We start from the raw sequence: 20,486 nt of genomic DNA, 5'->3' as shown, positions 1-20,486 counted from the left end.
CGGGCCGGGTCCGCGCGCTACGCCTGTTCGGCTCCGATCAGAAGCGCGTGCCGACCTCGATGCCGAAGACGCGCGGTTCGTTCACATAGGCGGTCAGGTTGTTGAAATCGATGCCGCCGGTGGCCGAGACATTGTTGGTGATGTTGCGCGCAAAGGCTGCGACATCGAACTTGCCGTCGGCGGTGCGGTAACCGAAGCGCAGGCCACCCTCGATCAGGCTGTCATCGCTGAACTCGACCGAATTGTAGAGGAAGAACTGGATGCGCGAGCGATAATACCAGTCGGTGAACACGTACAGCTCGCCATTTCCGACGGGGTGCGCGTAACCGGCGGTCCAGTTGACCGACCATTTGGGCGATTGCGGCAGGCGGTTGCCATCGATCGAGAAGATGCCGGGGCGACCTGCGACAGGTGTGTTGAGCACGGTGCACGGCGCGCCGCATCCGGCCACGCCCAGGCCAGGCGACTTGATCTCGTTCTCGTTGAAGCCGATGCCGATGCTGAGATCGAGGCCATCGGTGGGACGCGCTGCCAGCTCGGCCTCGAAGCCATAGCCTTCGACGTCATCGGCATTGAGCAGCGCGGTGACATTGCCGCCGCCGCCGACCGCGGTCAGCTGCAGGTCCTCGGTGTTGAAATAATAGCCGGTCAGGTTGAACCGCGCCGCGCCATCGAACAGCACGGTCTTGATGCCGGTTTCATAGGACATGGTGCGTTCGGCATCGGCGACCGACAGCGCGCGGCCAAAGGCCAGGCGGCCCTGGATCGAGGGGGCACGATAGCCGCGTGCGGCGCGGGCAAAGATGTTGACCGCATCGCTCACCGGATAGACCGCGCTCAGGTCCCAGGTCAGCAGATTCGCCTTGGCTTCGGTTCGCAGCGTGGGCACCGGGCCGCCAAAGCCGAGAAAGCCGGGGCGCGTGTCGATCGGCCGCGCGGCGGCGAAGTCGCGATCATCGTCATTGTAGCGCGCGCCCGCCTGCAGGATCAGGCCGTTGTCGAAGGTGTAGCTGAGCGTCCCGAACAGACCGAAGGCGTTGGTCACCTGGCGCTGCACCGCGACCGCCGCTGCAACGGTATCGGCAGGAGCACCGTAATCGAGCGTGGTGATGTTCAGCCGCTCGTTGAAGAAGAACCCGCCGATCTGATAGCCAAGGCCGGTCGTGCCGTTCGAGGCCAGGCGCACTTCCTGGGTATACTGGTCGAGGCTCGGCACGTCGTCGCGGGTCTGCGCCGAGAAGGGTATGAAGCCCGGGCCCTGGCTGGGTGCAAAGGCATTGCCGAAGCCGCCATCGATATCGCCGCGGCTCTTGAGATTGCCATTCCAGTAGGAGGTGACCGAGGTCAGCGTCGCCGGGCCGAAATCATAGTCGACGGTCAGGCCGACATTATAGGTGTTGAGCTCCTGGAAATTGATCCCGTCCGAACGGATCTGGTCGCGGCGGAACTCGGTAGCGGGGCCGCCCAGCCCGATCAGCTCGTTGCTGCCGCGCTGGAAGACGTTGGCGCGGAACAGGATCGCCGATCCGTCGAGCACGCGCACCTGGCCGGTCAGCCGCGCGGTGAGCGGGCCGTCCTCATATTGAAGCTGCAGGCGGCCGGCAAAATCGTCATAGCCGCCCAGATCGTCGCCCCGGCCATTGTCGACATTGTCCACCCAATGGTCGCGGTGCTGGTACAGGCCCGATGCGCGGAACGAGAAGCCGTTGCCCAGATTCGCGCCGACCGCGCCTTCGAGCTGGATGGTGTTGAACCGCGCCCAGCTGGCCTTGGCATAGCCGCCATCGGCGCCGGGCTTGACGGTATCGAACTTGACGATGCCCGCCGGCGTGTTGCGGCCGAACAGCGTGCCTTGCGGCCCGCGCAGAACCTCGATCCGGTCGAGATCGAAGATCGGGAAGCCCTTCAGGATCGGGTTTTCCAGCACGACATCGTCATAGACCAGGCTGACCGGCTGCGAGGCGTTGAGGTCGAAATCGGTATTGCCGAGGCCGCGGATGTAGAATCGCGGGAAGCTGCGGCCGAACGAGCTTTCGATGTTGAGGTTGGGCACGCGTCCGGCGAGGCCGCGAATGTCGCCGCCGCCTGCCTGAACCGCTGCCAGCGCATCATTGCTCAGCGTCGAGATCGACAGCGGAACATCGCGCTGGTCCTGCTCGCGCTTCTGCGCGGTGACCACGATGACGCCGACGCCGCGTTCGCCCTCTTCACCCTGCTCGCCCGCGCTCTGCGCCGCAGCGGGGGAAGCCAGCGCGCAACCGAAAGCGGCGGCGGCAAGCGCGATGGAAGATACCAGGCGGCGCGAAGATGAGTTCATCGGAAGTCCTCAATGTGACAGAAAAGTGACAGGCTGCGCGCCTGATCCACGGTGGTTCGTCCATCGCCGGAAAGCCGGTATCTCGTCAATTCCATCGCTGCTGCGCCGCAATATTTTTCAGCGCTGTGGCATTATTGAGACATGGGTGTGTCATGCATGAATCAGCGGATCGAACGCGCTAGCGCACATTCCGCCGATCTTTCAATGGCTTTGCCCACCCGATGCCCCGCGCACCGGCCATGGCTTCATCCGGGTGACTATGGGCAGGCGCCCTGGAGCATCCGGGCGTGCTCAGCATTCTGAGCGCAGCCGACGGGGGGAGCGCCCCATCGGCTCTGGTCTTCGAAATTCGGCAATTGCCGCTGTGGGTGGTTGCGGCCAGGCAGGCAAACGCCCCGATTGACAGCGCTTGTGGTCCGTTCGTCTCCGACTTACTCCTATCCGCCATTTCGTGCCTGTTCGGCACGCGGGGACAAGGGCAGGGGGCATGGACAACAGCATGGGCCAGGGCAGCGGCCATGAGCCTGCCGGAAGGCCGGACCTCAGCCAGGTCGGCGAGCGGAACGACCTCAACCCTCAGCGCGGAACTGGCGCACCAGCGGCTGCACGCCGCATCCTGGCGGCATGTTTGAAGACGTTCTGACGCGGAATACGAGATGACGATCTGGTTGCATTTTACAGGGTCCTATTTCTGGTCGCGGCCCCCGGCAGGTATTATCCGGGTCGAGCGCGAACTCTTTGCAGCCCTCGTGGGGAAGACCGACGAGCCGATGCGCTATTGCGTGTTCGTGGGCGGCGAATTTTATGAGGTCGATCCTGCCGGAGCGCTGAGCTGGACAGGGCAGCAGGCCGAGACGGGCAAGGCCACCGTCCTTGCCCGGTTGCGCGGTGCGGTCTGGGCGGGCGGCAAGGCGGTATTCTATCATTTTCTGTGCGAAGGCGGTCGCGCCGAACCCGTGTTGCGACAGATCCTCGCATGGCGGAACAGATTCCGTCGCAGTCAGGAGCCCCGCATATCCTCGCCGGTGGCGGACATCAGGCCGGGCGACAGGTTCTTGACCGTCAGCAATGATGGCTATCTGGATTACCCCGTGATGTTCCACAAAATCGTCGAGGAACGACAGGCAACGATCATCGGGTTCTTTCATGACGTGTTGCCCGTCGATTTTCCGGAGTTTTTCGTTCGCGGGACGAAAGCCAGGATGGTGGACTATTTCAGGGCGCTGACCAGCGCGTCTTCGCTCCTGCTCTGCAACTCCGTCTGCACCCGCAATGACGCGCTGAAATTCATCGAGAACCAGGGCCTGACAGCGCCGCCTCTGGCAGTGGTGCCGCTGGGCTGCAACCTGCCGGCATCCGGAGATCTGACCTGTCAGGAAGCCGCACGCCTGCCCAGGAGCACCTATATCCTGTTCGTGTCGACGATCGAGCGACGCAAGAATCACAGGATGTTGTACGAGGTCTATGCCGAGATGGCGGGCCATGCCGATTTCGAGCGGCTGCCGACGATATGCATGGTCGGCATGCCGGGATGGCGGGTCAACGATCTCCTCGACGATATCGAGCTGAACGACCGGATCGCGCACAAATTCCTGTTACTCGACAACGTATCCGATGCCATGCTGGCAAGGCTCTACCATGATGCGCTGTTTTGCGTTTACCCCTCCTATTACGAAGGCTGGGGCCTGCCGGTGTCCGAGGCGCTCGCATTTGGCAAGGCGGTCATCGCTTCGGATGCCGGGGCACTGCCGGAAGCCAGCGCCGGTTGCGCCCTGCATATCAGCCCCTATGACACACGGGCCTGGCGCGAAGCCATTTGCCGCATGGCCTTCGACCATCAATGGCGCCAGCAATGGGAACGGCGCGTCAAAAGCGACTTCAAGCCCCACGATTGGGATCAGGCAGCGGACATCGTGCTCGAAGCGATGGACTTGAAGCCGACTCCTGCCCCTGGCACAGCACCGCCAATGCCGGTTCTGGTGGAGCAGGAGCTGCCCAATCTGGCGTGATGCCACTGATCAGGCTGAGGCGTTGGCTTTGAGGTCGCGCTTAGCCCCATGCTCCTTGGCCGGGAGTTTGGACTTACACAGCGCATCCCAAACCGGCGCAAAGACCGAGCCACGGGGCGTAAGGCTAAAGGATTTCCAAGGGGAAAAACTGGCGCACCCGACAGGATTCGAACCTGTGACCTCTGCCTTCGGAGGGCAGCGCTCTATCCAGCTGAGCTACGGGTGCATCGCCAAGGCGCAAGCCCTTAGCAAGCCCGCAGGCGCGCCGCCAGTCCCTTTGTGCAGCCATCATTGACCCCATGCCCACAGCGGCGCTATAGCTGCGGCCCGCACGCTGGCGGCCCTGGTTCTTGGGGTCGCCTTTTTACGTTTGGTGCAGTGGTCCCCTGTGCCGATGGAAGGGCGGTTGCGGATTTTTGATCGGGACCGGTTGAAGGAAGGACAAGGCTGCCATGACGATCACGCCGCTGATGCCCGTTTACCCCCGGTGCGCCGTGCGCCCGGTGCGCGGCGAAGGCTGTTACCTGATCGGAGAACGTGGCGAGCGATATCTGGACTTTGCCAGCGGCATCGCCGTCAACCTGCTCGGCCATGGCCATCCGCACCTCACGCAAGCCATTCAGAAACAGGCCGAGACGCTGGTGCATGTGTCGAACCTCTATGGCAGCCCGCAGGGTGAACATCTGGCGCAGCGGCTGGTCGATTCGACCTTTGCCGACACCGTGTTCTTCACCAATTCGGGCGCCGAAGCGTGCGAATGCGCGATAAAGACTGCGCGCGCCTATCACCAGTCCGAAGGCGGCGATCCTAACCGGACGGTGCTGATCACCTTCAAGAACGCGTTCCACGGCCGCACGATGGCCACGATCAGCGCGTCGAACCAGGAAAAGATGCACAAGGGCTTTGCCCCGCTGCTGCCCGGCTTCCGCTATGTCGATTTCGACGATCTGGAAGGCGCCAAGGCAGCGATCGGCCCCGATGTCGCAGGCTTCCTGGTCGAGCCGGTGCAGGGCGAGGGCGGCGTCCGCCCGGCCAGCCCCGAATTCATGAAGGGGCTTCGGGCGCTTTGCGACGAGCATGACCTGATGCTGGTGCTCGACGAGGTGCAGTGCGGCGTCGCGCGCACAGGAACGCTCTATGCCTATGAGCAATACGGCATCGAGCCCGACATCATGGCGACCGCCAAGGGCATTGGCGGCGGCTTCCCGATGGGCGCGTGCCTCGCCACCGAAAAGGCGGCGCGCGGCATGGTGATCGGCACGCACGGCTCCACTTATGGCGGCGGTCCGCTGGCCATGGCGGCGGGCGAGGCGGTGCTTGACGTCGTCAACACGCCAGAGTTCCTGGCGCATGTCCGCAACATGGGCGAGCGGCTGCGCGGTGCGCTCGAGCAGCTCATTCCCAATCACGACGAAATCTTCGATTCGGTGCGTGGCATGGGGCTGATGCTGGGCCTGAAGCTCAAGGACCGGGCGGAGAACCGCGCGTTCGTGGCGCATTTGCGCGATCATCACGGTCTGCTGACCGTGGCGGCGGGCGAGAATGTGGTCCGCATCCTGCCGCCGCTGGTGATCGAGCAGGCGCATGTCGACGAGTTCATCGAGCGCCTGTCCGCCGGCGCGCGGGACTTTGCGTTGCCTGAGGCGGCGTGAGACTTAGCTAGCCCTCTCCCCTTCAGGGGAGAGGGTTGGGAGAGGGGGCGGGGTGCACCATCGCATACCCCTCTCCAACTTCGCCTAGGCAGCGGTGCTGCCAAGGCTCCGTATCCTCTCCCCTAAAGGAGAGAGGAGGGGGGAGACATCTGATGACCCGTCATTTCCTGAACCTGTCCGATGCCGGACACGATGCCATCGCCGCCATGCTCAACGATGCGATTGATCGCAAGGACGCGCGCCATGGCTGGCCCAAAGGCAAGGCCGATCCCGATGCGCCGCTGGAGGGCCACACGCTCGCCATGGTGTTCGAGAAGAACTCCACCCGCACCCGCGTCTCGTTCGACATGGCGATCCGCCAGCTCGGCGGCACCAGCCTGATCCTCGATGCAGGCAGCACCCAGCTGGGCCGCGGCGAGACGGTGGCGGATACTGCGCGCGTGCTGTCGCGCATGTGCGATGCCATCATGATCCGCACCGATGATCATGCCAAGATTGAGGAAATGGCGCATTTTGCGACCGTGCCTGTGATCAACGGCCTCACTGATCTGTCGCACCCGTGCCAGATCGTCGCGGACCTGCTGACCATCATCGAGCACCGCAAGGCGCTGCCCGGGCTGGTCGTCGCCTGGCTCGGCGATGGCAACAACGTGCTCAACTCGATCGTCGAGGCCGCCGGGCTGATGAAGTTCACCGTGCGCATCGGCTGCCCCCATGGCTATGATCCTGATGCTGGATTTGTTGAACGGGCGCGCGCGGCCGGCGGTACGATCAGCTTCCACCGCGATGCCGCAGAGGCGGCGACGGGCGCGGATGTCATCGTGACCGATACCTGGATCTCGATGGGCCAGGCGCATGCCGAGGAAAAGCTCAAGGCGATGATGCCCTATCAGGTCAACGATGCGCTGATGGCGCGCGCCAACAAGGACGCGCTGTTCCTGCACTGTCTGCCCGCGCATCGCGAAGAGGAAGTGACGGCCAGCGTCATCGACGGGCCGCAATCGGTGGTCTGGGACGAGGCGGAGAACCGGCTCCACGCGCAGAAATCGGTGCTGCGCTGGGTGTTCGGCCAGATCTGACAAAAAAGCCCCGGAGCATCGCGCTTCGGGGCTTTTTCGATGACGGTCGGCAGGCCGGTCAGCTGGCGATGAGCTCGCTGTGTTTCTCGGTCAGCTCGAAGGCCTTTTCATACCATTCCGAACCCGGATAGTTCGCGCCCAGCACGGCAGCGGCCTTTTTCGCCTCGACCGGGATGCCCAGCGCCAGATAGCATTCGGTCAGGCGGTACAGGGCCTCGGCGGTGTGGCTGGTGGTCTGGTACTTGTCGACCACCTCGCGGAAGCGCAGCGTCGCGGCCAGCCAGTTCGAGCTGCGCTGGTAATAGCGGCCGATTTCCATTTCCTTGCCGGCAAGGTGATCGTTGACCAGATCGACCTTCAGCCGTGCGTCGGAGGCATAGCGGGTGTTAGGATAGCGGCGCATCACCTCGCCCAGCGCAGCCAGCGCCTGCTGGGTGATCTTCTGGTCGCGGGTGACGTCGCTGATCTGCTCGTAATAATTGAGCGAGATCAGGTAATAAGCGTAGGCCGCGTCCTTGTTGCCCGGGTGGATGGCCAGGAAGCGCTGCGCCGACTGGATCGACTTGTTGTGATCCTTGGCGAGATAATAGCTGAACGAACTCATCAGCTGCGCACGGCGCGCCCAGGGCGAATAGGGATGCTGGCGCTCGACCTCGTCGAACAGCTCGGCGGCGATCTTGTTCTGGCCGCGGTCCAGCCGGTCCTTCGCGGCCATGTACAGCGTGCTGACATCGCGCGCGATATAGTTGGTGTTGACCTTGTTCTTGCCGCCTGCGCAGCCGGAGAGCACGGTCAGCGCAGCCGCGCTTGCCAGAGCCAGTTTGATCGCCTTGTTCATGGCCGCAACCCTTATCGGCTAAGCACCCGTGCGCCAAGCGCAAATCCTTGGGGAATGCCAAGGATTTGCCGCACCGGGTTCCGCCTAGTTTTCGCCGGCTGTATCGGCGATGAACCGGCAGCCATCAGAAGCTGCCATTGATGTCCAGGCTGACCACCGGGCCGAAAAACCGGGTCCGGTCCTCGACAAAGGCAACCGGGCCGTTGCGCCTGGCGACATAGAAGGTGCGGCGGAACGCCTCGTTGGTGCCGATGATGTTCGACAGGCCCAGCCGCACGGTCATGCCGCGCACATCCTTGTTCTCGACATAGAAGCCCAGGTCCCCGCCATCGATCGGGAATTCGGCCAGCTGCGACAGGCGCACCTCGTCGGCCTGGCTGAAATCGAAATAGTTGGCGCCGACCGCCCAGTCGCCGCCGGGAATGTCATAGCGGAACTCGGCGCTGAATTCGTGGATCAGATCGCCCGAAATGCGGCGGTTCAGGCCGGTCAACGGGTCGGGCAGGCTGGACTTGCGATAGGTATAGTCGATGTCGAAGCGCACCCCGGTCCAGCCGATCACGTCCATCTTGAACGTGCTGTCGATCGAAAAGCCCCAGATGGTGGCGCTTTCGATGTTGCCGGGGGCTTCGCCGGTCAGGCCGATCGGCACCTGATCGACGATATCCTCGACGAAATTGACGAACGCCTTGGCGTTGATCGATCCCAGCGCGCCCAGATTCTGCGTGGCCTGAAAATCGATGTTCCAGCTTTGCTGCGGCACCAGATCGGGATTGCCGCTGTTCTGGTTCTCCGCGCCGAGATCAGCCGAGGCGACGAAGTCGAAAAAGTTGAGCTGGCCGACATCGCGTTGCAGGCGCAGCGACAGGTCGAGCCGCTTGCTCGGCTTCCAGGCGAGCGAGACAAAGCCCTTGGGGCGGATGAAGCTGCGCGTCAGGCCGCCTGCGCCGCTCTGCATGATCTGCGAATATTCCGCGCCGAGCGAGGTCTGCAGCGTGAGATTGGGGCTGAGCGGGCGGCCATAGCTGAGGCCAATCTCGGCGCGCTTTTCCTCGACCACCGCGTCCGATCCGGGAAGCGGGACCGGAACGAACTGGCCCGCCGTATCGAGCAGCTTCAGCTCGGCGCGGGTGTCGAGCTTGTTGATCGCGCCTTCCAGGCTGAACTGCCAGTCGGCACCGCCCGCCTTCCAGCCATATTCGGCGCGCGCGATCGTCTCGGTCTCGTCGATCACGGTGGCCAGGCTGTTGCCCTCGCTCGGGCGGCGGTCCTCGAAGTCGAGGACCACGCGCGTGAAGAACGGGCTGTGCTCGAACCGGCGCAGGCCGATGAGCTTCAGATTGCCGCCCCAGAGCGGGAACAGATAATCGCCGCCAATCTCGTAATTATATTCCTTCTCGGTCTCCAGATAGTCGCGGTCGCGCACCACCTCGCCATCCGAATCCTCGGTAATGCGGGTCCAGGGGCGCTCGAACACCAGATTGAGATTGCCGATCTGGCCGCTGTCGCCGGTATATTTGAGGCCCGCGGCGATGCGCGGCTGGTCGCCATTGACGTACAGCTCCTCATAGCGGCGATCGGTGACATTGCCCGCAGCGTCGAGCACCCGCTCGGTTCCGGCATTGCCGTTGCGGAAGCTGTCGTTCGAAACGCTGAGCGTATAGGCGATCTTGCCGGCCTTGCCGCTGACCGAAATCTCGCCGTCCAGATATTGCGGATCGGTGCGGCGAAAGCGGACGCGCGGGCTCCAGCGGAACTGGCCGGTCAGGCTGTCCACCTTGCTGACGATATTGACCACCTGGCCGGTGAGACCCGGCAGGTTCAATGTCGCGCCGTCGATCAGCTCGATGCGGATGACATTGCCCGCGCCGATGCGGCCCAGCTCGGACACGACATCGTTGCTCTTGCCCGAAAAGCGCTCGCCATTGATCAGCACGTTGCTGCCGCCCTGGCCCAGGCCGCGCCGGTCTTCTCCTTCCGCAATCGAGAAGCCCGGGATCTGGCGCACCATGTCGAGCGCGGTGCGCGGCGCGAACTGGTTGAAATAGGCAGGCTCGAAGCTGCGCAGCGGGGTCGTCTGACCGGCAGGGGCCGGGCTGTCCTTGGGCGCAGCCTCCTGCGCCAGGGCGAGCGCCGGCACGGCGGTCACGGCCAGCGCCGCGGCAGATGCAAGATACCGGCTTTTCACGAAATTCCCCCGCCTGTCCGGATGTTGCCCGAGTGTCGCAGCGTTTCAACTACATCCGTAGTCGGTCCTTGGCGGCATTACGGGTGGCGATGCGCTGCGGCTTCGACCGGCGCACCTTCGGCTTCGACGAAACGCAACTGTTCCCAGGCGACGAGCAATCCCGTTTACCGCCGCCGTCATGCCGGTTAAGACAGCGCGATCACAGGGGGAGGGAGCCCGCCATGGACCCGCATGACATTATCGAACACCGTCCGATCGAGCCGCGCTCCGCCGTGCGCCGGATGGAGGGTGTGCCCCGGATCGAGTTCCGCTCTTCCACCTTTGCCTATCTGTTCCAGTCGGGCACGGGCTGGCTGATCCTGGCGGTCGCCCTCGGCATTCTGGGCGGCGGAATCTATGCCGGCTATGGCTGGCAGACCGGCGCGGTGCTGGCGGTGGTGCTGGGGGCCTATCTTGCCTGGACCTATGTCGAAAACCGAGCGAGCCTGTTCTGGATCGACGACCAGCGGCTGTTCATGCGGCGCGGCATCCTGATGCGCAGCGAGGAAGAGATCGAGCTCTACCGGATCAAGGACGTGAAGGTCGAATTCTCGATCATCCAGCAGATGTTCGACAATGGCACCATCCAGATCAGCTCGTCGGATTCGACCGGGCGCGCTGCGTCTGCCGCGCCGCATCCGCGTACGATGATCGAGGTGACCAATGTGCGCGACGCCCGTGCGATCCGCGCCGAGCTGCGCGACCGGGTGGAGGCGATCCGCCAGCGGCGCGGCGTGCGCGAATTCGATATCGGCTAGACCCCGATTTTGATGAAATCAAAGCTGGGTCTATCTTTCTGTTTTGCCGTGATTTCCGAGCCGTGAAATGTTCCATTTCACTCGAAATCACTCAAAGGGGTATTTGATGACAATCCGGACATTCGCACTCGCCGCTGCCACCGCACTGGCCGTTGTCGCCACGCCCGCCCTGGCCAAGCTCAGCCCGCAAGAGGCGAAGATGGTCGCTGCGGTGGACAAGGATCACGACCGCTGGATCGGCGTGCTCGAGGCGATCACCCGGCAGAACAGCGGCAGCCGCAATCTGGCGGGCGTGAAGAAGGTGGCCGAGATGGTGACGCCCGAGCTCGAAAAGCTGGGCTTCAAGGTCGAATGGATCGACCAGAAGGCGGCGGGGCGCGCCGGGCACCTGATCGCGACACGCACCGGTCGGCCGGGCAGCACCAAGATGCTGCTGATCGGGCATCTCGACACCGTGTTCGAACCCGATTCGCCGTTCCAGAATGTCCGCCGCCTCAACGAAACCACGCTCGAGGGGCCGGGGATCGAGGACAACAAGGGCGGCGTCATCACCATGTTCGCCGCATTGGATGCGATGCAGAAGGCGGGCACCTTGTCCGCTGCCACGATCACCATCGTGCTGACCGGCGACGAGGAGGATGCAGGCGAACCGATCGACATCGCGCGCGCGGACCTCATCAAATGGGGCCAATGGGCCGATGTCGCGCTCGACTTCGAAGGGTTGAGCCAGGTCGACGGCAAGGACATGGGCTCGATCGCGCGGCGTTCCTCCTATAGCTGGCAGGTCAACGCCACCGGCAAGGAAGGCCACAGCTCGGGCATCTTTTCCGCCAGCGCGGGCCATGGCGCGATCTACGAACTCGCTCGGATCATCGACCAGTTCCACGACGAACTGCCCGAGGACAAGCTGACCTTCAATGTCGGCCTGATCGCGGGCGGATCGGTAGCGCAGCTCGATACCGATCTCGTCCGCGCGCAGGCGGCGGGCAAGACCAACATCATCCCCGCGCAAGCCATCGCGCGCGGCGATTTCCGCACCTTGAGCGACGAACAGTCCGAGCGGGTCAAGGCCAAGATGCAGGCCATCGTCGCCCAGCACCTGCCGGGCACCAGCGCCGAGATCGTGTTCGAACAGGGCTATCCCCCGATGGCCCCGACCGAAGGCAACCGCGGCCTGCTGCGACGGCTGAACGTGATCAACACGGACCTGGGCCTCGAACAGATGGCCGAACTCGATCCGCTGAAGCGCGGCGCAGGCGATATCTCGTTCGTCGCGCGCTATGTCGACGGACTGGTCGGCATGGGGCCTGCTGGTGATGGTGCACATGCGCCGGGCGAAACGGTTGATCTGCCGAGCATCAAGCGCCAGGCGAAACGCGCGGCGATCTTGATGACGCGGTTGTCGATGGAGAAAAGGTGAGGGGAGGCGGCTGCGCGCGACTTCTTGGCGGCTTCGCGTGAACCCGATTTTTCACGCGAAGGCGCGAAGGCGCGAAGAGATTCCGCAAAACGCAATCTGGACGCCCACGCTCTCTTGATCGCAAAATATCGTCGTCACCCCCGCGCAGGCGGGGGTCCCGCTTTGGGCACAACACACGCGCGCGAGTAAGATTCCCGCGTGCGCGGGAATGACGGGGGTGGCGATCTAGGGCTAGTGGAAGCCGGACGCCCCGATTGCTAGCGGGCAACGAACGGGTGGGGCATCCGGCTTCCAGCACAGGGTTAACGTCTTGCTCATCGATTCGCTGTGACGTAGTTCACACCCATTTCAGCTCCGCGGGCATAGCTCACCCGTGCATTTTCATCGATGAACCGTGAAGGGACCTAGATCGCATGGCCAAGGAACGCAGCCCAGGATTCAAGCTGGGCATGACCGTGCTGATCGGCGCGCTGCTCGCGATCCCGCTGTTCATGGTCTATGCGCTCGTCTGGGACCGGCAGAGCCAGTCGGAAACCGCGCGCGCCAGCGTCGCCGAGGGCTGGGGCGGGCCGCAGATGCTCGCAGGGCCGGTGATGGTCATTCCCTATCGCCAGCAATCGGTCGAGACTGTCACCGAAAACGGCAGGGAGACGTCGCGCGCGGTGACGATCGAGCGCGAGCTGCTGCTGGCCCCCGTCACCAACACCGCATCTGTCGATGTCGAGCCCGAGCGCCGGACCAAGTCGATCTACGAAACCGTGGTCTATGAAGCGCGGGTCAAGGGCAAGGCGCGGTTCGCGCTGCCTGAGGATCTGGAGCGTTTCGGCGTGAACCCGGAGGAGCTGATGCTCGACCGCGCCGAAATCCGCGTCGGCATTTCCGATGCGCGCGGACTGCTCGCCGACAATGCGCTTGCCATGGCGGGCAAGGCGCTGCCGCTGCGCCCCGGCAAGGGGCTGGGCGCGACCAACGGATCGGGCTTTTTTGCCTTTGCCGACTGGTCGGAAAACGCCGGAGCCCCTGTCGATGTCGCCTATCGCTTCGGCGTGCGCGGCAATGGCCAGCTGATGCTGATCCCCGATGGCGAGGCAACAGACTGGACCGTGCGCTCGCACTGGCCGCATCCGAGCTTTGCCGGACAGTTCCTGCCCAACAGCCGCCGCGTTACCGACAAGGGCTTCTCCGCGCGCTACAAGATCAGCAATCTCGCGCTGGGCCGCGCGATCGTGCAACTGCCCCAGCCCGGCGAGCAGGTGGGGGCTGGCGCACAGATGGCGCAGATCGACCTGATCGAGCCGGTCAACTTCTACAGCCAGGTCGACCGCGCGGTGAAATACGGATTCCTGTTCATCGGCTTCACCTTCCTCGCGTTCCTGATGTTCGACATCATTGCAGGGGCGCGGGTCGCGGCGGCGGAATATCTGCTGACCGGCGCGGGGCTGATCCTGTTCTTCGTGCTGCTGCTCGCCTTCGCAGAGATCATCGGGTTTACGCTCGCCTATCTGCTCGCCTCGGGCGCGATCATCGGGCTGATCAGCGCCTATAGCGCCGCGGTGCTCGGCAGCGCCAAGCGCGCCGGTTTCATCGCCGGGCTGCTGCTCGGCCTGTACGCTTTGCTCTATGTGCTGCTCAACCTTGAGGCCTATTCGCTGCTGATCGGATCGGTGCTGCTGTTCGTGGCGCTGGCCGCGGTGATGTATGTGACAAGGCGGGTCGACTGGTCGGGCCTCGGCAAGCGCGAGGAGGCCGCCGGCTCGGCATAAGGCTTGCCGGACGCGTAAAGCCGTTCATAGTGCATCCAAACGATAATGTGAGGATGCACCCATGGATTTCACGCTTCCGGCGGAGCTGACCGCCTATCTGGCCGAGCTCGACGCGTTCATCGCCAAGGAGATCAAGCCGCTCGAACAGGCGGACGACAATATCCGCTTTTTCGATCATCGCCGCGAATGGGCGCGGACCGATTTCGACAATGGCGGCCTGCCAAGGCACGATTGGGAAGAGCTGCTGCGCGAGGCGCAGCGCCGCGCCGATGCCGCCGGGCACTGGCGGTTCTCTGCGCCAAAGAAGTACGGCGGCCAGGACGGATCGAACCTGTGGATGGCGGTGATCCGCGAGCATTTCGCCGCCCAGGGGCTGGGGCTGCACAATGACCTGCAGAACGAGCATTCGATCGTCGGCAATTTCCCGTTTGTCGCGATGTTCGAGGAATTCGGCACCGAGGAACAGAAGCAGGAGTTCATCCTGGGCGGGTTCGAGCGCAAGCGCATCACCGCCTTTGGCCTCACTGAACCGAACCACGGATCGGACGCGACGCATATGGAGACGCGCGCCGTCCGCGAGACGCGCGACGGCGTGCCGGGCTGGCGCATCGATGGCGAGAAGATGTGGATCACCGGCATGCATGTCGCGACGCACTGCGCGCTGTTTGCCCGGACCAGCGGCGAGGACGGCAATGCGCGCGGCATCACCTGCCTGCTGGTGCCCACCGATACGCCGGGCCTGAAGATCGAGGAGTATCTCTGGACCTTCAACATGCCCACCGATCACCCGCGCCTGTCGTTCACCAATTGCTGGGTGCCGGAGAGCGCGATGCTGGGCGAGGAAGGGCGCGGGCTGTCGCTCGCGCAGAGCTTCGTCCACCAGAACCGCATCCGTCAGGCGGCGTCATCGCTTGGAGCAGCGGTGTTCTGCATCGAGGAAAGCGTGAAATATGCGCGGGATCGCAAGCCCTTCGGTCGCCCGTTGAGCGAGAATCAGGCGATCCAGTTCCCGCTGGTGGAGCTGGCGACCCAGGCGGAAATGCTGCGGCTGCTGATCCGCAAGACCGCCTGGGACATGGACAACATGCCGCACAAGGCGATCGAGCGCGAACTTTCCGACAAGGTCAGCATGTGCAATTACTGGGCGAACCGGCTGTGCTGCGAGGCGGCGGACCGGGCGATGCAGGTGCACGGCGGCATCGGCTATTCGCGGCACACGCCGTTCGAGCATATCTACCGCCACCACCGCCGCTATCGCATCACCGAAGGATCGGAAGAGATCCAGATGCGCAAGGTGGCGGCGTACCTGTTCGGCTATCTCGGGCCGCGAAAGGCGCTGTTCGAATAAAATCCTCCCCGAGCTTGTCTCGGTGGAGGAGGGGAAGCGAGGTGGTGCTTCGGTTCAGCATCGTGCCATCCCGCTGCCCCTCCACCACCCGCTGCGCGGGAGGTCCCCCTTCCCCCAGCAAGCTGTGGGAGGATTTAGGAACAGCTGGGCGTCAACTTTGATTGACACTCCCGCTTGTGATGGCCGTCCGATGTGTTAGACATGGGCCATGGCCTTTCCCTTTTCTGCCATCGTCGGCCAGGACGAAATGAAGCGTGCCTTGCTGATCAGCGCGGTCGATCCGCGTATTGGCGGGGTGATGGTGTTCGGCGATCGCGGGACCGGCAAGTCGACCGCGGCGCGCGCGCTTTCGGCGCTGCTGCCGCCGATGGTGGCGATTGCCGGCTGCCGTTATAATTGCGCGCCCGAAGAGGCGGATCGCTGCCCCGACAAATGCGCCGAAACCAGGGGTGCCAAGGCCGGCAAGGTGCCGGTGCCGTTCGTCGACCTGCCGCTGGGCGCGACCGAAGACCGCGTGCTGGGCGCGCTCGACCTGGAACGGGCGCTGGGGCGCGGCGAAAAAGCATTCGAGCCGGGGCTGCTCGCCAGGGCCCATCGCGGTTACCTCTATATCGACGAGATCAACCTGCTGGAGGACCATCTGGTCGACCTGCTGCTCGATGTTGCGCAATCGGGCGAAAATCTCGTCGAGCGCGAAGGGCTTTCGGTGCGTCACGCGGCCAGGTTCGTGCTGATCGGCAGCGGCAATCCGGAAGAGGGCGAGTTGCGCCCGCAGCTGCTCGATCGGTTCGGGCTGTCGGTCGAGGTGAAGACGCCGCAGGATATTGCGCAGCGCATCGAGATCATGCGTCGCTGTGATGCGCTGGAGCGCGATGCGGCGACATTTGCGGCGACATGGGCCGATGAGGACGCCAAGATCGTCAAGCGGATCGCCAAGGGCAAGAAGGCGCTGCCCAAGGTGGCGATGCCCGATGCGACGCTGCAGGATGCGGCCAGCCTGTGCATCGCGGTGGGCGCCGATGGGCTGCGCGGAGAACTGACGCTGATGCGTGCCGCGCGGGCTTTTGCCGCGCTCGAGGGCGCCAAATCGGCCGAGCGCAAGCATCTGCGCGCGGTCGCACCGATGGCGCTGCGCCACCGGCTGCGCCGCGATGTGCTCGACGAGACGGGATCGACGGCGCGCATCGACCGGGCGCTTGCCGAGCTGTTCGGATGACCGACACACTGATGGCGGCCAGGCTGCTGGCTGCAGCGCCCCGACGGCTGGGCGGCATCTGGCTGCGCGGGCCAGGGCCGGAGCGCGATGCGGCGCTCGCGCTGCTCACGGCGGCCTTTCACGGGCGACCGCTGCGCCGGGTGCCGGTGCATATCGACGAGGAACGGCTGTGCGGCGGGCTCGATGTTGCGGCCTCGCTTTCTGCCGGGCATCGCATCGAACAGACGGGGCTGCTGCAAGAGGCGGCGGGCGGACTGCTCGTCGTACCGATGGCCGAGCGGCTCTCTGCGATGGTCGCCGGGCGGATCGCGCAGGCGATGGACGCCGGGACAGGCTTTGCGCTGGTCCTGCTCGATGACGGGACCGAGGACGAGGCCCCGCCGGTTTCGCTGACCGAGCGCGTGGCCTTCTGGTGTGAGGGGATGGGGCCTCCCTCAACCTCAAGCCCCCCCGGTGCCGAGCGCCCGAGCGCTTCGGTGCCGCCTGTCGCCCCACCGACAGGCTCGGGACAAACAGAAAGGGATGATGCGGAAAAATCCCTCGCCAATCTCTCCCTGGCCCTCGGCGTCGATTCCGCCCGCGCACTGCTGTTCGCGCAGGCCGCGACGCGGCTCCACGCCGAATGGCATGCACGCGATCACGCCACAGACGAAGACCTCGCCTTCACCGCGCGCACGGTGCTAGGCCCGCGTGCCACCCGCATTCCGCAACAGGCCGAAGAACCGCCTCCGCCACCACCCGAAGCCGAGGACGAACCGCCTCCCGGTGATGCCGAGTCCGAGCAGGAACAGCACGATCCCGACCAGCTCGACGATCTGATCCTCGCCGCCGCGCTCGCCTCTATCCCCAAGGATGTGCTCGCGCGGATCGGCGAGGGACGCGGTGCCCGCCGGGCGATCGGTGGCGGCGGGGCCGGGCGCAAGCGCGCCTCGCAGACGCGCGGGCGGCCGCTGGGGGCGCGGCCCGGCCTGCCGCGCGGCGGTGCAAGGCTGGCGCTGATCGATACGCTGCGCGCGGCGGTGCCGTGGCAGGAAATCCGCCGCCAGCAGGAAGCACCGGACGCGGCGAAACGCCTGCGCATCCGCAAGGGCGACCTGCGCATCCGCCGTTTCGAGGAGCGCGCCGAGGCGCTGACGATCTTCGCGGTCGATGCGTCGGGCTCGTCGGCGCTCGCGCGGCTGGCCGAGGCCAAGGGCGCGGTCGAGCTGATGCTGGCGCAAAGCTATGTCAAACGCGCGCAGGTGGCGTTGATCGCCTTCAGGGGCACCAGCGCGGAGCTTCTGCTGCCGCCGACGCGATCGCTCACCCGCGCCAAGAAGGTGCTGGGCGAGCTACCCGGCGGGGGCGGCACGCCGCTCGCGCTGGGGCTGGCAGCCGCCGCAGAACTGGCCGAGACCCAGGCCGCACGCGGGCGCACGCCGTTCGTCGCGCTGCTCACCGATGGCAAGGGCAATATCGACAAGCATGGCCAGCCGGGTCGCGCCCGGGCGGGCGAGGATGCGCTGGCGGCGGCGCGGCGCTTTGCCGGATCGGGAATGCAGGGCGTAGTCATCGATATCTCCGCCCGGCCCCAGCCCGAGGCCGCAGCGATTGCAGCCGCGATGCGCGCGCGCTATCTGGCGCTGCCGCGCGCCGATGCGCGGGGGGTGGAGCAGGCGGTATCCGCGCTGCAGTTCGGGAAAGCGTCATGAGTTCGGTTCGCTGGGAGGTCGAAGGGCAGGACTGGCCCAATCGCGCGTACAGCCGCTTCGTGCACACCGCGATGCTCGATTGGCATGTCCAGATCGCAGGGCCGGAAGCGGGCCAGGCGCCGGTGCTGCTGCTGGTGCATGGCACGGGCGCGGCGACGCATAGCTGGCGCGACCTGCTGCCGCTGCTGGCCCGGCATTATACCGTGATTGCCCCTGACATGCCCGGCCATGGCTTTACGCGTGGGCGGATATCGGGCGGGCAGAGTCTTCCCGGCATGGCCAGGGCACTTGGCGAACTGCTGACCAAGCTGGGCCATGCAGCGCCTTCGGTGATCGTCGGGCATTCGGCGGGTGCGGCGATCGGCGCGCGGCTGGCGCTGGACGAGCGTTGGGATGCCACGCTGGTCGGCCTGACGCCGGCGCTGATGCCCTTTCCGGGCCTGGCCGCGCGGCTGTTCCCGGCGCTGGCGCGGGCGCTGTTCGTCAACCCGTTCACCGCGATGATCTTTGCCCAGATGGCGAGCAGCCGGGGCGAGGTCGCGCGGTTCCTGAAGAAATCGACCGGATCGCGCATCGATGACCTGGGCATCGATCTGTACCACCGGCTGTTCCGCACATCGGACCATTGCGCCGGTGCGATCGGCATGATGGCGAACTGGGATCTGGAGACATTGTCGGCCAGCCTGCCAGGGCTGACGGGCCGCGCGTTGCTGGTTCATGGCGGGCGCGATGCGATGATCCCGCAGGATTCGGTCGAGCGCGCTGCCGGGCTGATCCCGGGCGCAGAGCTGACCACCTTGCCCGATCTGGGGCATCTGGCGCACGAGGAAGCGCCCGATCGCCTGGCCGAGATGATCCTGGCCTTTGCCGCGCAGAGCCCGGCTGTGGCGGCCTGATAACGATGGCGGGGTTCAAGCAGCGCTGGGTCGGCTGGCGCAACCGGATGATCGGAAGCCCGGCCTTCCAGTCCTGGGCGTCGCGCTCGCTGCTGACGCGCGGCGTGTCGCGCATCAGGGCACGGCGGCTGTTCGATATCATCGCCGGCTTCACCTATTCGCAGACGCTCTATGCCTGTGTCGAAAGCGGGATTGTCGCCCGGCTGGAACAGGGCGCGGCGACCTCGGCAGAGCTGGGCGCGCGCGCGCGGCTGGGCGAGGACGCGACTCACCGGTTGCTGCGCGCGGCGGCGGCTCTGGGCGTGATCGAGCGGGTCGGCGACGGCCTGTGGATGCTGGGCGAACAGGGCGTGGCGCTGATCGGCAATCCGGGCGCAGTGGCGATGATTCGCCATCATCACCTGCTCTACGCCGATCTTGCCGATCCGCTTTCGCTGCTGCGCGGCGAACGCACCGAGCCGGGCGCGCTGGCGGGCTATTGGCCTTATGCGCTGGGCGACGGCAGCGAAGGCGAGAATCAGGCGGCGGTCTCGCCCTATTCGCAGCTGATGGCCGCATCGCAGCCGATGGTCGCCGATCAGGTCACCCATGCCTGGCGCTTTGCCCGGCACCGGCGGATGCTCGATGTCGGCGGCGGTGCAGGGGCGTTCATCGCCGCCGTGGCCAGGGTGGCACCCGCTCTCGACTTCGGCCTGTTCGATCTGCCCGCCGTCACCGCGATCGGTGCACGCCAGCTGGGCGAAAAGGGTGTGCGTGTTACCCCGCATCCGGGCGACTTCCGCAACGATGCGATTCCCACCGGCTATGACCTGATCACGCTGGTGCGAATCCTGCACGACCATGACGATGATCTGGCGCAGAGCCTGCTCGTCAAGGTGCGTGCAGCGCTCAAGCCCGGCGACACCCTGCTGATCGCCGAGCCGATGGCGGGAACCCCGGGGGCCGAGGCGATGGCCGATGCCTATTTCGGCTTCTATCTGCTGGCGATGGGGTCGGGCCGAGCCCGCACCCCCCAGGAAATCGGCGCGATGCTCGGCAAAGCCGGCTTTTCCGGCTGGGCTGAACGGCGCACCGGACTGCCCATCGTCACCCGCGTCATCGCCGCGACCGCCTGAACCGTCCGATTTTTTGCAACGCTGGCGTCCTGTCGCGGAACTAATGCGTCCCAAGCTGTAAACCTAGATTGACACTTGGAGGCGTTAATATAAGATGACACCTTGATGGAAGGTCCCTCTTCAGGGCCCTGTCGACAAGAACAAGGGGAGCGCGAAC

At 65.1% G+C, this 20,486-nt stretch carries 15 protein-coding genes and 1 tRNA gene; 12 read left to right on the top strand and 4 right to left on the bottom strand.

What is annotated here, in order from left to right:
- Positions 1–37 precede the first annotated feature (37 nt).
- Entirely contained in the window at positions 38–2,317 is a 2,280-nt protein-coding gene (locus tag OU999_12675; protein ID WAC22601.1) for a TonB-dependent receptor, read from the bottom strand.
- Positions 2,318–2,804: 487 nt separating this feature from the next.
- On the opposite strand from OU999_12675, the gene OU999_12670 reads away from it, so the two are divergent.
- Both OU999_12670 and OU999_12665 read left to right on the top strand, forming a co-directional pair.
- On the top strand, positions 2,805–2,960 hold the full coding sequence (locus OU999_12670) for a hypothetical protein (protein WAC22600.1): 156 nt from the start codon (positions 2,805–2,807) through the stop codon (positions 2,958–2,960).
- 13 nt (positions 2,961–2,973) lie between these two features.
- Positions 2,974–4,326, top strand: coding sequence for a glycosyltransferase family 1 protein (locus tag OU999_12665; GenBank protein WAC22599.1), 1,353 nt, complete (start codon positions 2,974–2,976; stop codon positions 4,324–4,326).
- A 149-nt stretch (positions 4,327–4,475) separates the two neighbouring features.
- Here the strand turns inward: OU999_12665 and OU999_12660 are convergent.
- Positions 4,476–4,552 (bottom strand) — tRNA-Arg (locus tag OU999_12660).
- A gap of 226 nt (positions 4,553–4,778) precedes the next feature.
- On the opposite strand from OU999_12660, the gene OU999_12655 reads away from it, so the two are divergent.
- Both OU999_12655 and argF read left to right on the top strand, forming a co-directional pair.
- Positions 4,779–5,978, top strand: a complete 1,200-nt coding sequence (locus OU999_12655; protein ID WAC22598.1) for an aspartate aminotransferase family protein — start codon at positions 4,779–4,781, stop codon at positions 5,976–5,978.
- A 152-nt stretch (positions 5,979–6,130) separates the two neighbouring features.
- On the top strand, positions 6,131–7,057 hold the full coding sequence (gene argF / locus OU999_12650; GenBank protein WAC22597.1) for an ornithine carbamoyltransferase: 927 nt from the start codon (positions 6,131–6,133) through the stop codon (positions 7,055–7,057).
- Between the two features lie 58 nt (positions 7,058–7,115).
- Here argF and OU999_12645 read toward each other — a convergent pair whose 3' ends face one another.
- On the bottom strand, positions 7,116–7,895 hold the full coding sequence (locus tag OU999_12645; protein ID WAC22596.1) for an outer membrane protein assembly factor BamD: 780 nt from the start codon (positions 7,893–7,895) through the stop codon (positions 7,116–7,118).
- Between the two features lie 124 nt (positions 7,896–8,019).
- Positions 8,020–10,083, bottom strand: coding sequence for an outer membrane beta-barrel protein (locus tag OU999_12640; GenBank protein WAC22595.1), 2,064 nt, complete (start codon positions 10,081–10,083; stop codon positions 8,020–8,022).
- A gap of 221 nt (positions 10,084–10,304) precedes the next feature.
- Here OU999_12640 and OU999_12635 point away from each other — a divergent pair, with 221 nt between their 5' ends.
- From OU999_12635 to OU999_12600, 8 genes are all read left to right on the top strand, one after another.
- Positions 10,305–10,880 carry a PH domain-containing protein gene (locus tag OU999_12635; GenBank protein ID WAC22594.1) on the top strand — a complete coding sequence of 192 codons (576 nt, stop codon included), beginning with the start codon at positions 10,305–10,307 and terminating at the stop codon, positions 10,878–10,880.
- A 106-nt stretch (positions 10,881–10,986) separates the two neighbouring features.
- Entirely contained in the window at positions 10,987–12,300 is a 1,314-nt protein-coding gene (locus OU999_12630) for a M20/M25/M40 family metallo-hydrolase (protein WAC22593.1), read from the top strand.
- Between the two features lie 413 nt (positions 12,301–12,713).
- Positions 12,714–14,063 (top strand): cell envelope integrity protein CreD, encoded by a 1,350-nt coding sequence (creD, locus tag OU999_12625; protein ID WAC22592.1) that lies wholly within the window; start codon positions 12,714–12,716, stop codon positions 14,061–14,063.
- A gap of 61 nt (positions 14,064–14,124) precedes the next feature.
- A complete protein-coding gene (locus OU999_12620) occupies positions 14,125–15,411 on the top strand; it encodes an acyl-CoA dehydrogenase family protein (GenBank protein WAC22591.1) in 1,287 nt (428 codons plus the stop codon).
- Between the two features lie 208 nt (positions 15,412–15,619).
- Positions 15,620–16,627, top strand: a complete 1,008-nt coding sequence (bchI, locus tag OU999_12615) for a magnesium chelatase ATPase subunit I (protein ID WAC22590.1) — start codon at positions 15,620–15,622, stop codon at positions 16,625–16,627.
- Entirely contained in the window at positions 16,624–18,318 is a 1,695-nt protein-coding gene (locus tag OU999_12610; GenBank protein ID WAC22589.1) for a magnesium chelatase subunit D, read from the top strand. Before bchI ends, OU999_12610 begins: the two co-directional genes overlap by 4 nt.
- Positions 18,315–19,214 carry an alpha/beta fold hydrolase gene (locus OU999_12605; GenBank protein WAC22588.1) on the top strand — a complete coding sequence of 300 codons (900 nt, stop codon included), beginning with the start codon at positions 18,315–18,317 and terminating at the stop codon, positions 19,212–19,214. The genes OU999_12610 and OU999_12605 overlap by 4 nt, the downstream gene beginning before the upstream one ends.
- Before the next feature lie 5 nt (positions 19,215–19,219).
- On the top strand, positions 19,220–20,329 hold the full coding sequence (locus tag OU999_12600; protein WAC22587.1) for a methyltransferase: 1,110 nt from the start codon (positions 19,220–19,222) through the stop codon (positions 20,327–20,329).
- The last annotated feature ends 157 nt before the right edge of the window (positions 20,330–20,486 follow it).

The sequence above is a fragment of the Blastomonas sp. SL216 genome, from assembly GCA_026625625.1.
Classification (GTDB): Bacteria; Pseudomonadota; Alphaproteobacteria; order Sphingomonadales; family Sphingomonadaceae; genus Blastomonas.
This window is presented reverse-complemented; position numbering and strand designations above follow the sequence as displayed.

Coding starts and splice junctions, on each gene's coding strand:
- argF (WAC22597.1), top strand. CDS start 6,131: ATGACCCGTCATTTCCTGAACCTGTCCGATGCCGGACACGATGCCATC.
- OU999_12675 (WAC22601.1), bottom strand. CDS start 2,317: ATGAACTCATCTTCGCGCCGCCTGGTATCTTCCATCGCGCTTGCCGCC.
- bchI (WAC22590.1), top strand. CDS start 15,620: ATGGCCTTTCCCTTTTCTGCCATCGTCGGCCAGGACGAAATGAAGCGT.
- OU999_12610 (WAC22589.1), top strand. CDS start 16,624: ATGACCGACACACTGATGGCGGCCAGGCTGCTGGCTGCAGCGCCCCGA.
- OU999_12605 (WAC22588.1), top strand. CDS start 18,315: ATGAGTTCGGTTCGCTGGGAGGTCGAAGGGCAGGACTGGCCCAATCGC.
- OU999_12655 (WAC22598.1), top strand. CDS start 4,779: ATGACGATCACGCCGCTGATGCCCGTTTACCCCCGGTGCGCCGTGCGC.
- OU999_12600 (WAC22587.1), top strand. CDS start 19,220: ATGGCGGGGTTCAAGCAGCGCTGGGTCGGCTGGCGCAACCGGATGATC.
- OU999_12630 (WAC22593.1), top strand. CDS start 10,987: ATGACAATCCGGACATTCGCACTCGCCGCTGCCACCGCACTGGCCGTT.
- OU999_12670 (WAC22600.1), top strand. CDS start 2,805: ATGGACAACAGCATGGGCCAGGGCAGCGGCCATGAGCCTGCCGGAAGG.
- OU999_12635 (WAC22594.1), top strand. CDS start 10,305: ATGGACCCGCATGACATTATCGAACACCGTCCGATCGAGCCGCGCTCC.
- OU999_12645 (WAC22596.1), bottom strand. CDS start 7,895: ATGAACAAGGCGATCAAACTGGCTCTGGCAAGCGCGGCTGCGCTGACC.
- OU999_12620 (WAC22591.1), top strand. CDS start 14,125: ATGGATTTCACGCTTCCGGCGGAGCTGACCGCCTATCTGGCCGAGCTC.
- creD (WAC22592.1), top strand. CDS start 12,714: ATGGCCAAGGAACGCAGCCCAGGATTCAAGCTGGGCATGACCGTGCTG.
- OU999_12665 (WAC22599.1), top strand. CDS start 2,974: ATGACGATCTGGTTGCATTTTACAGGGTCCTATTTCTGGTCGCGGCCC.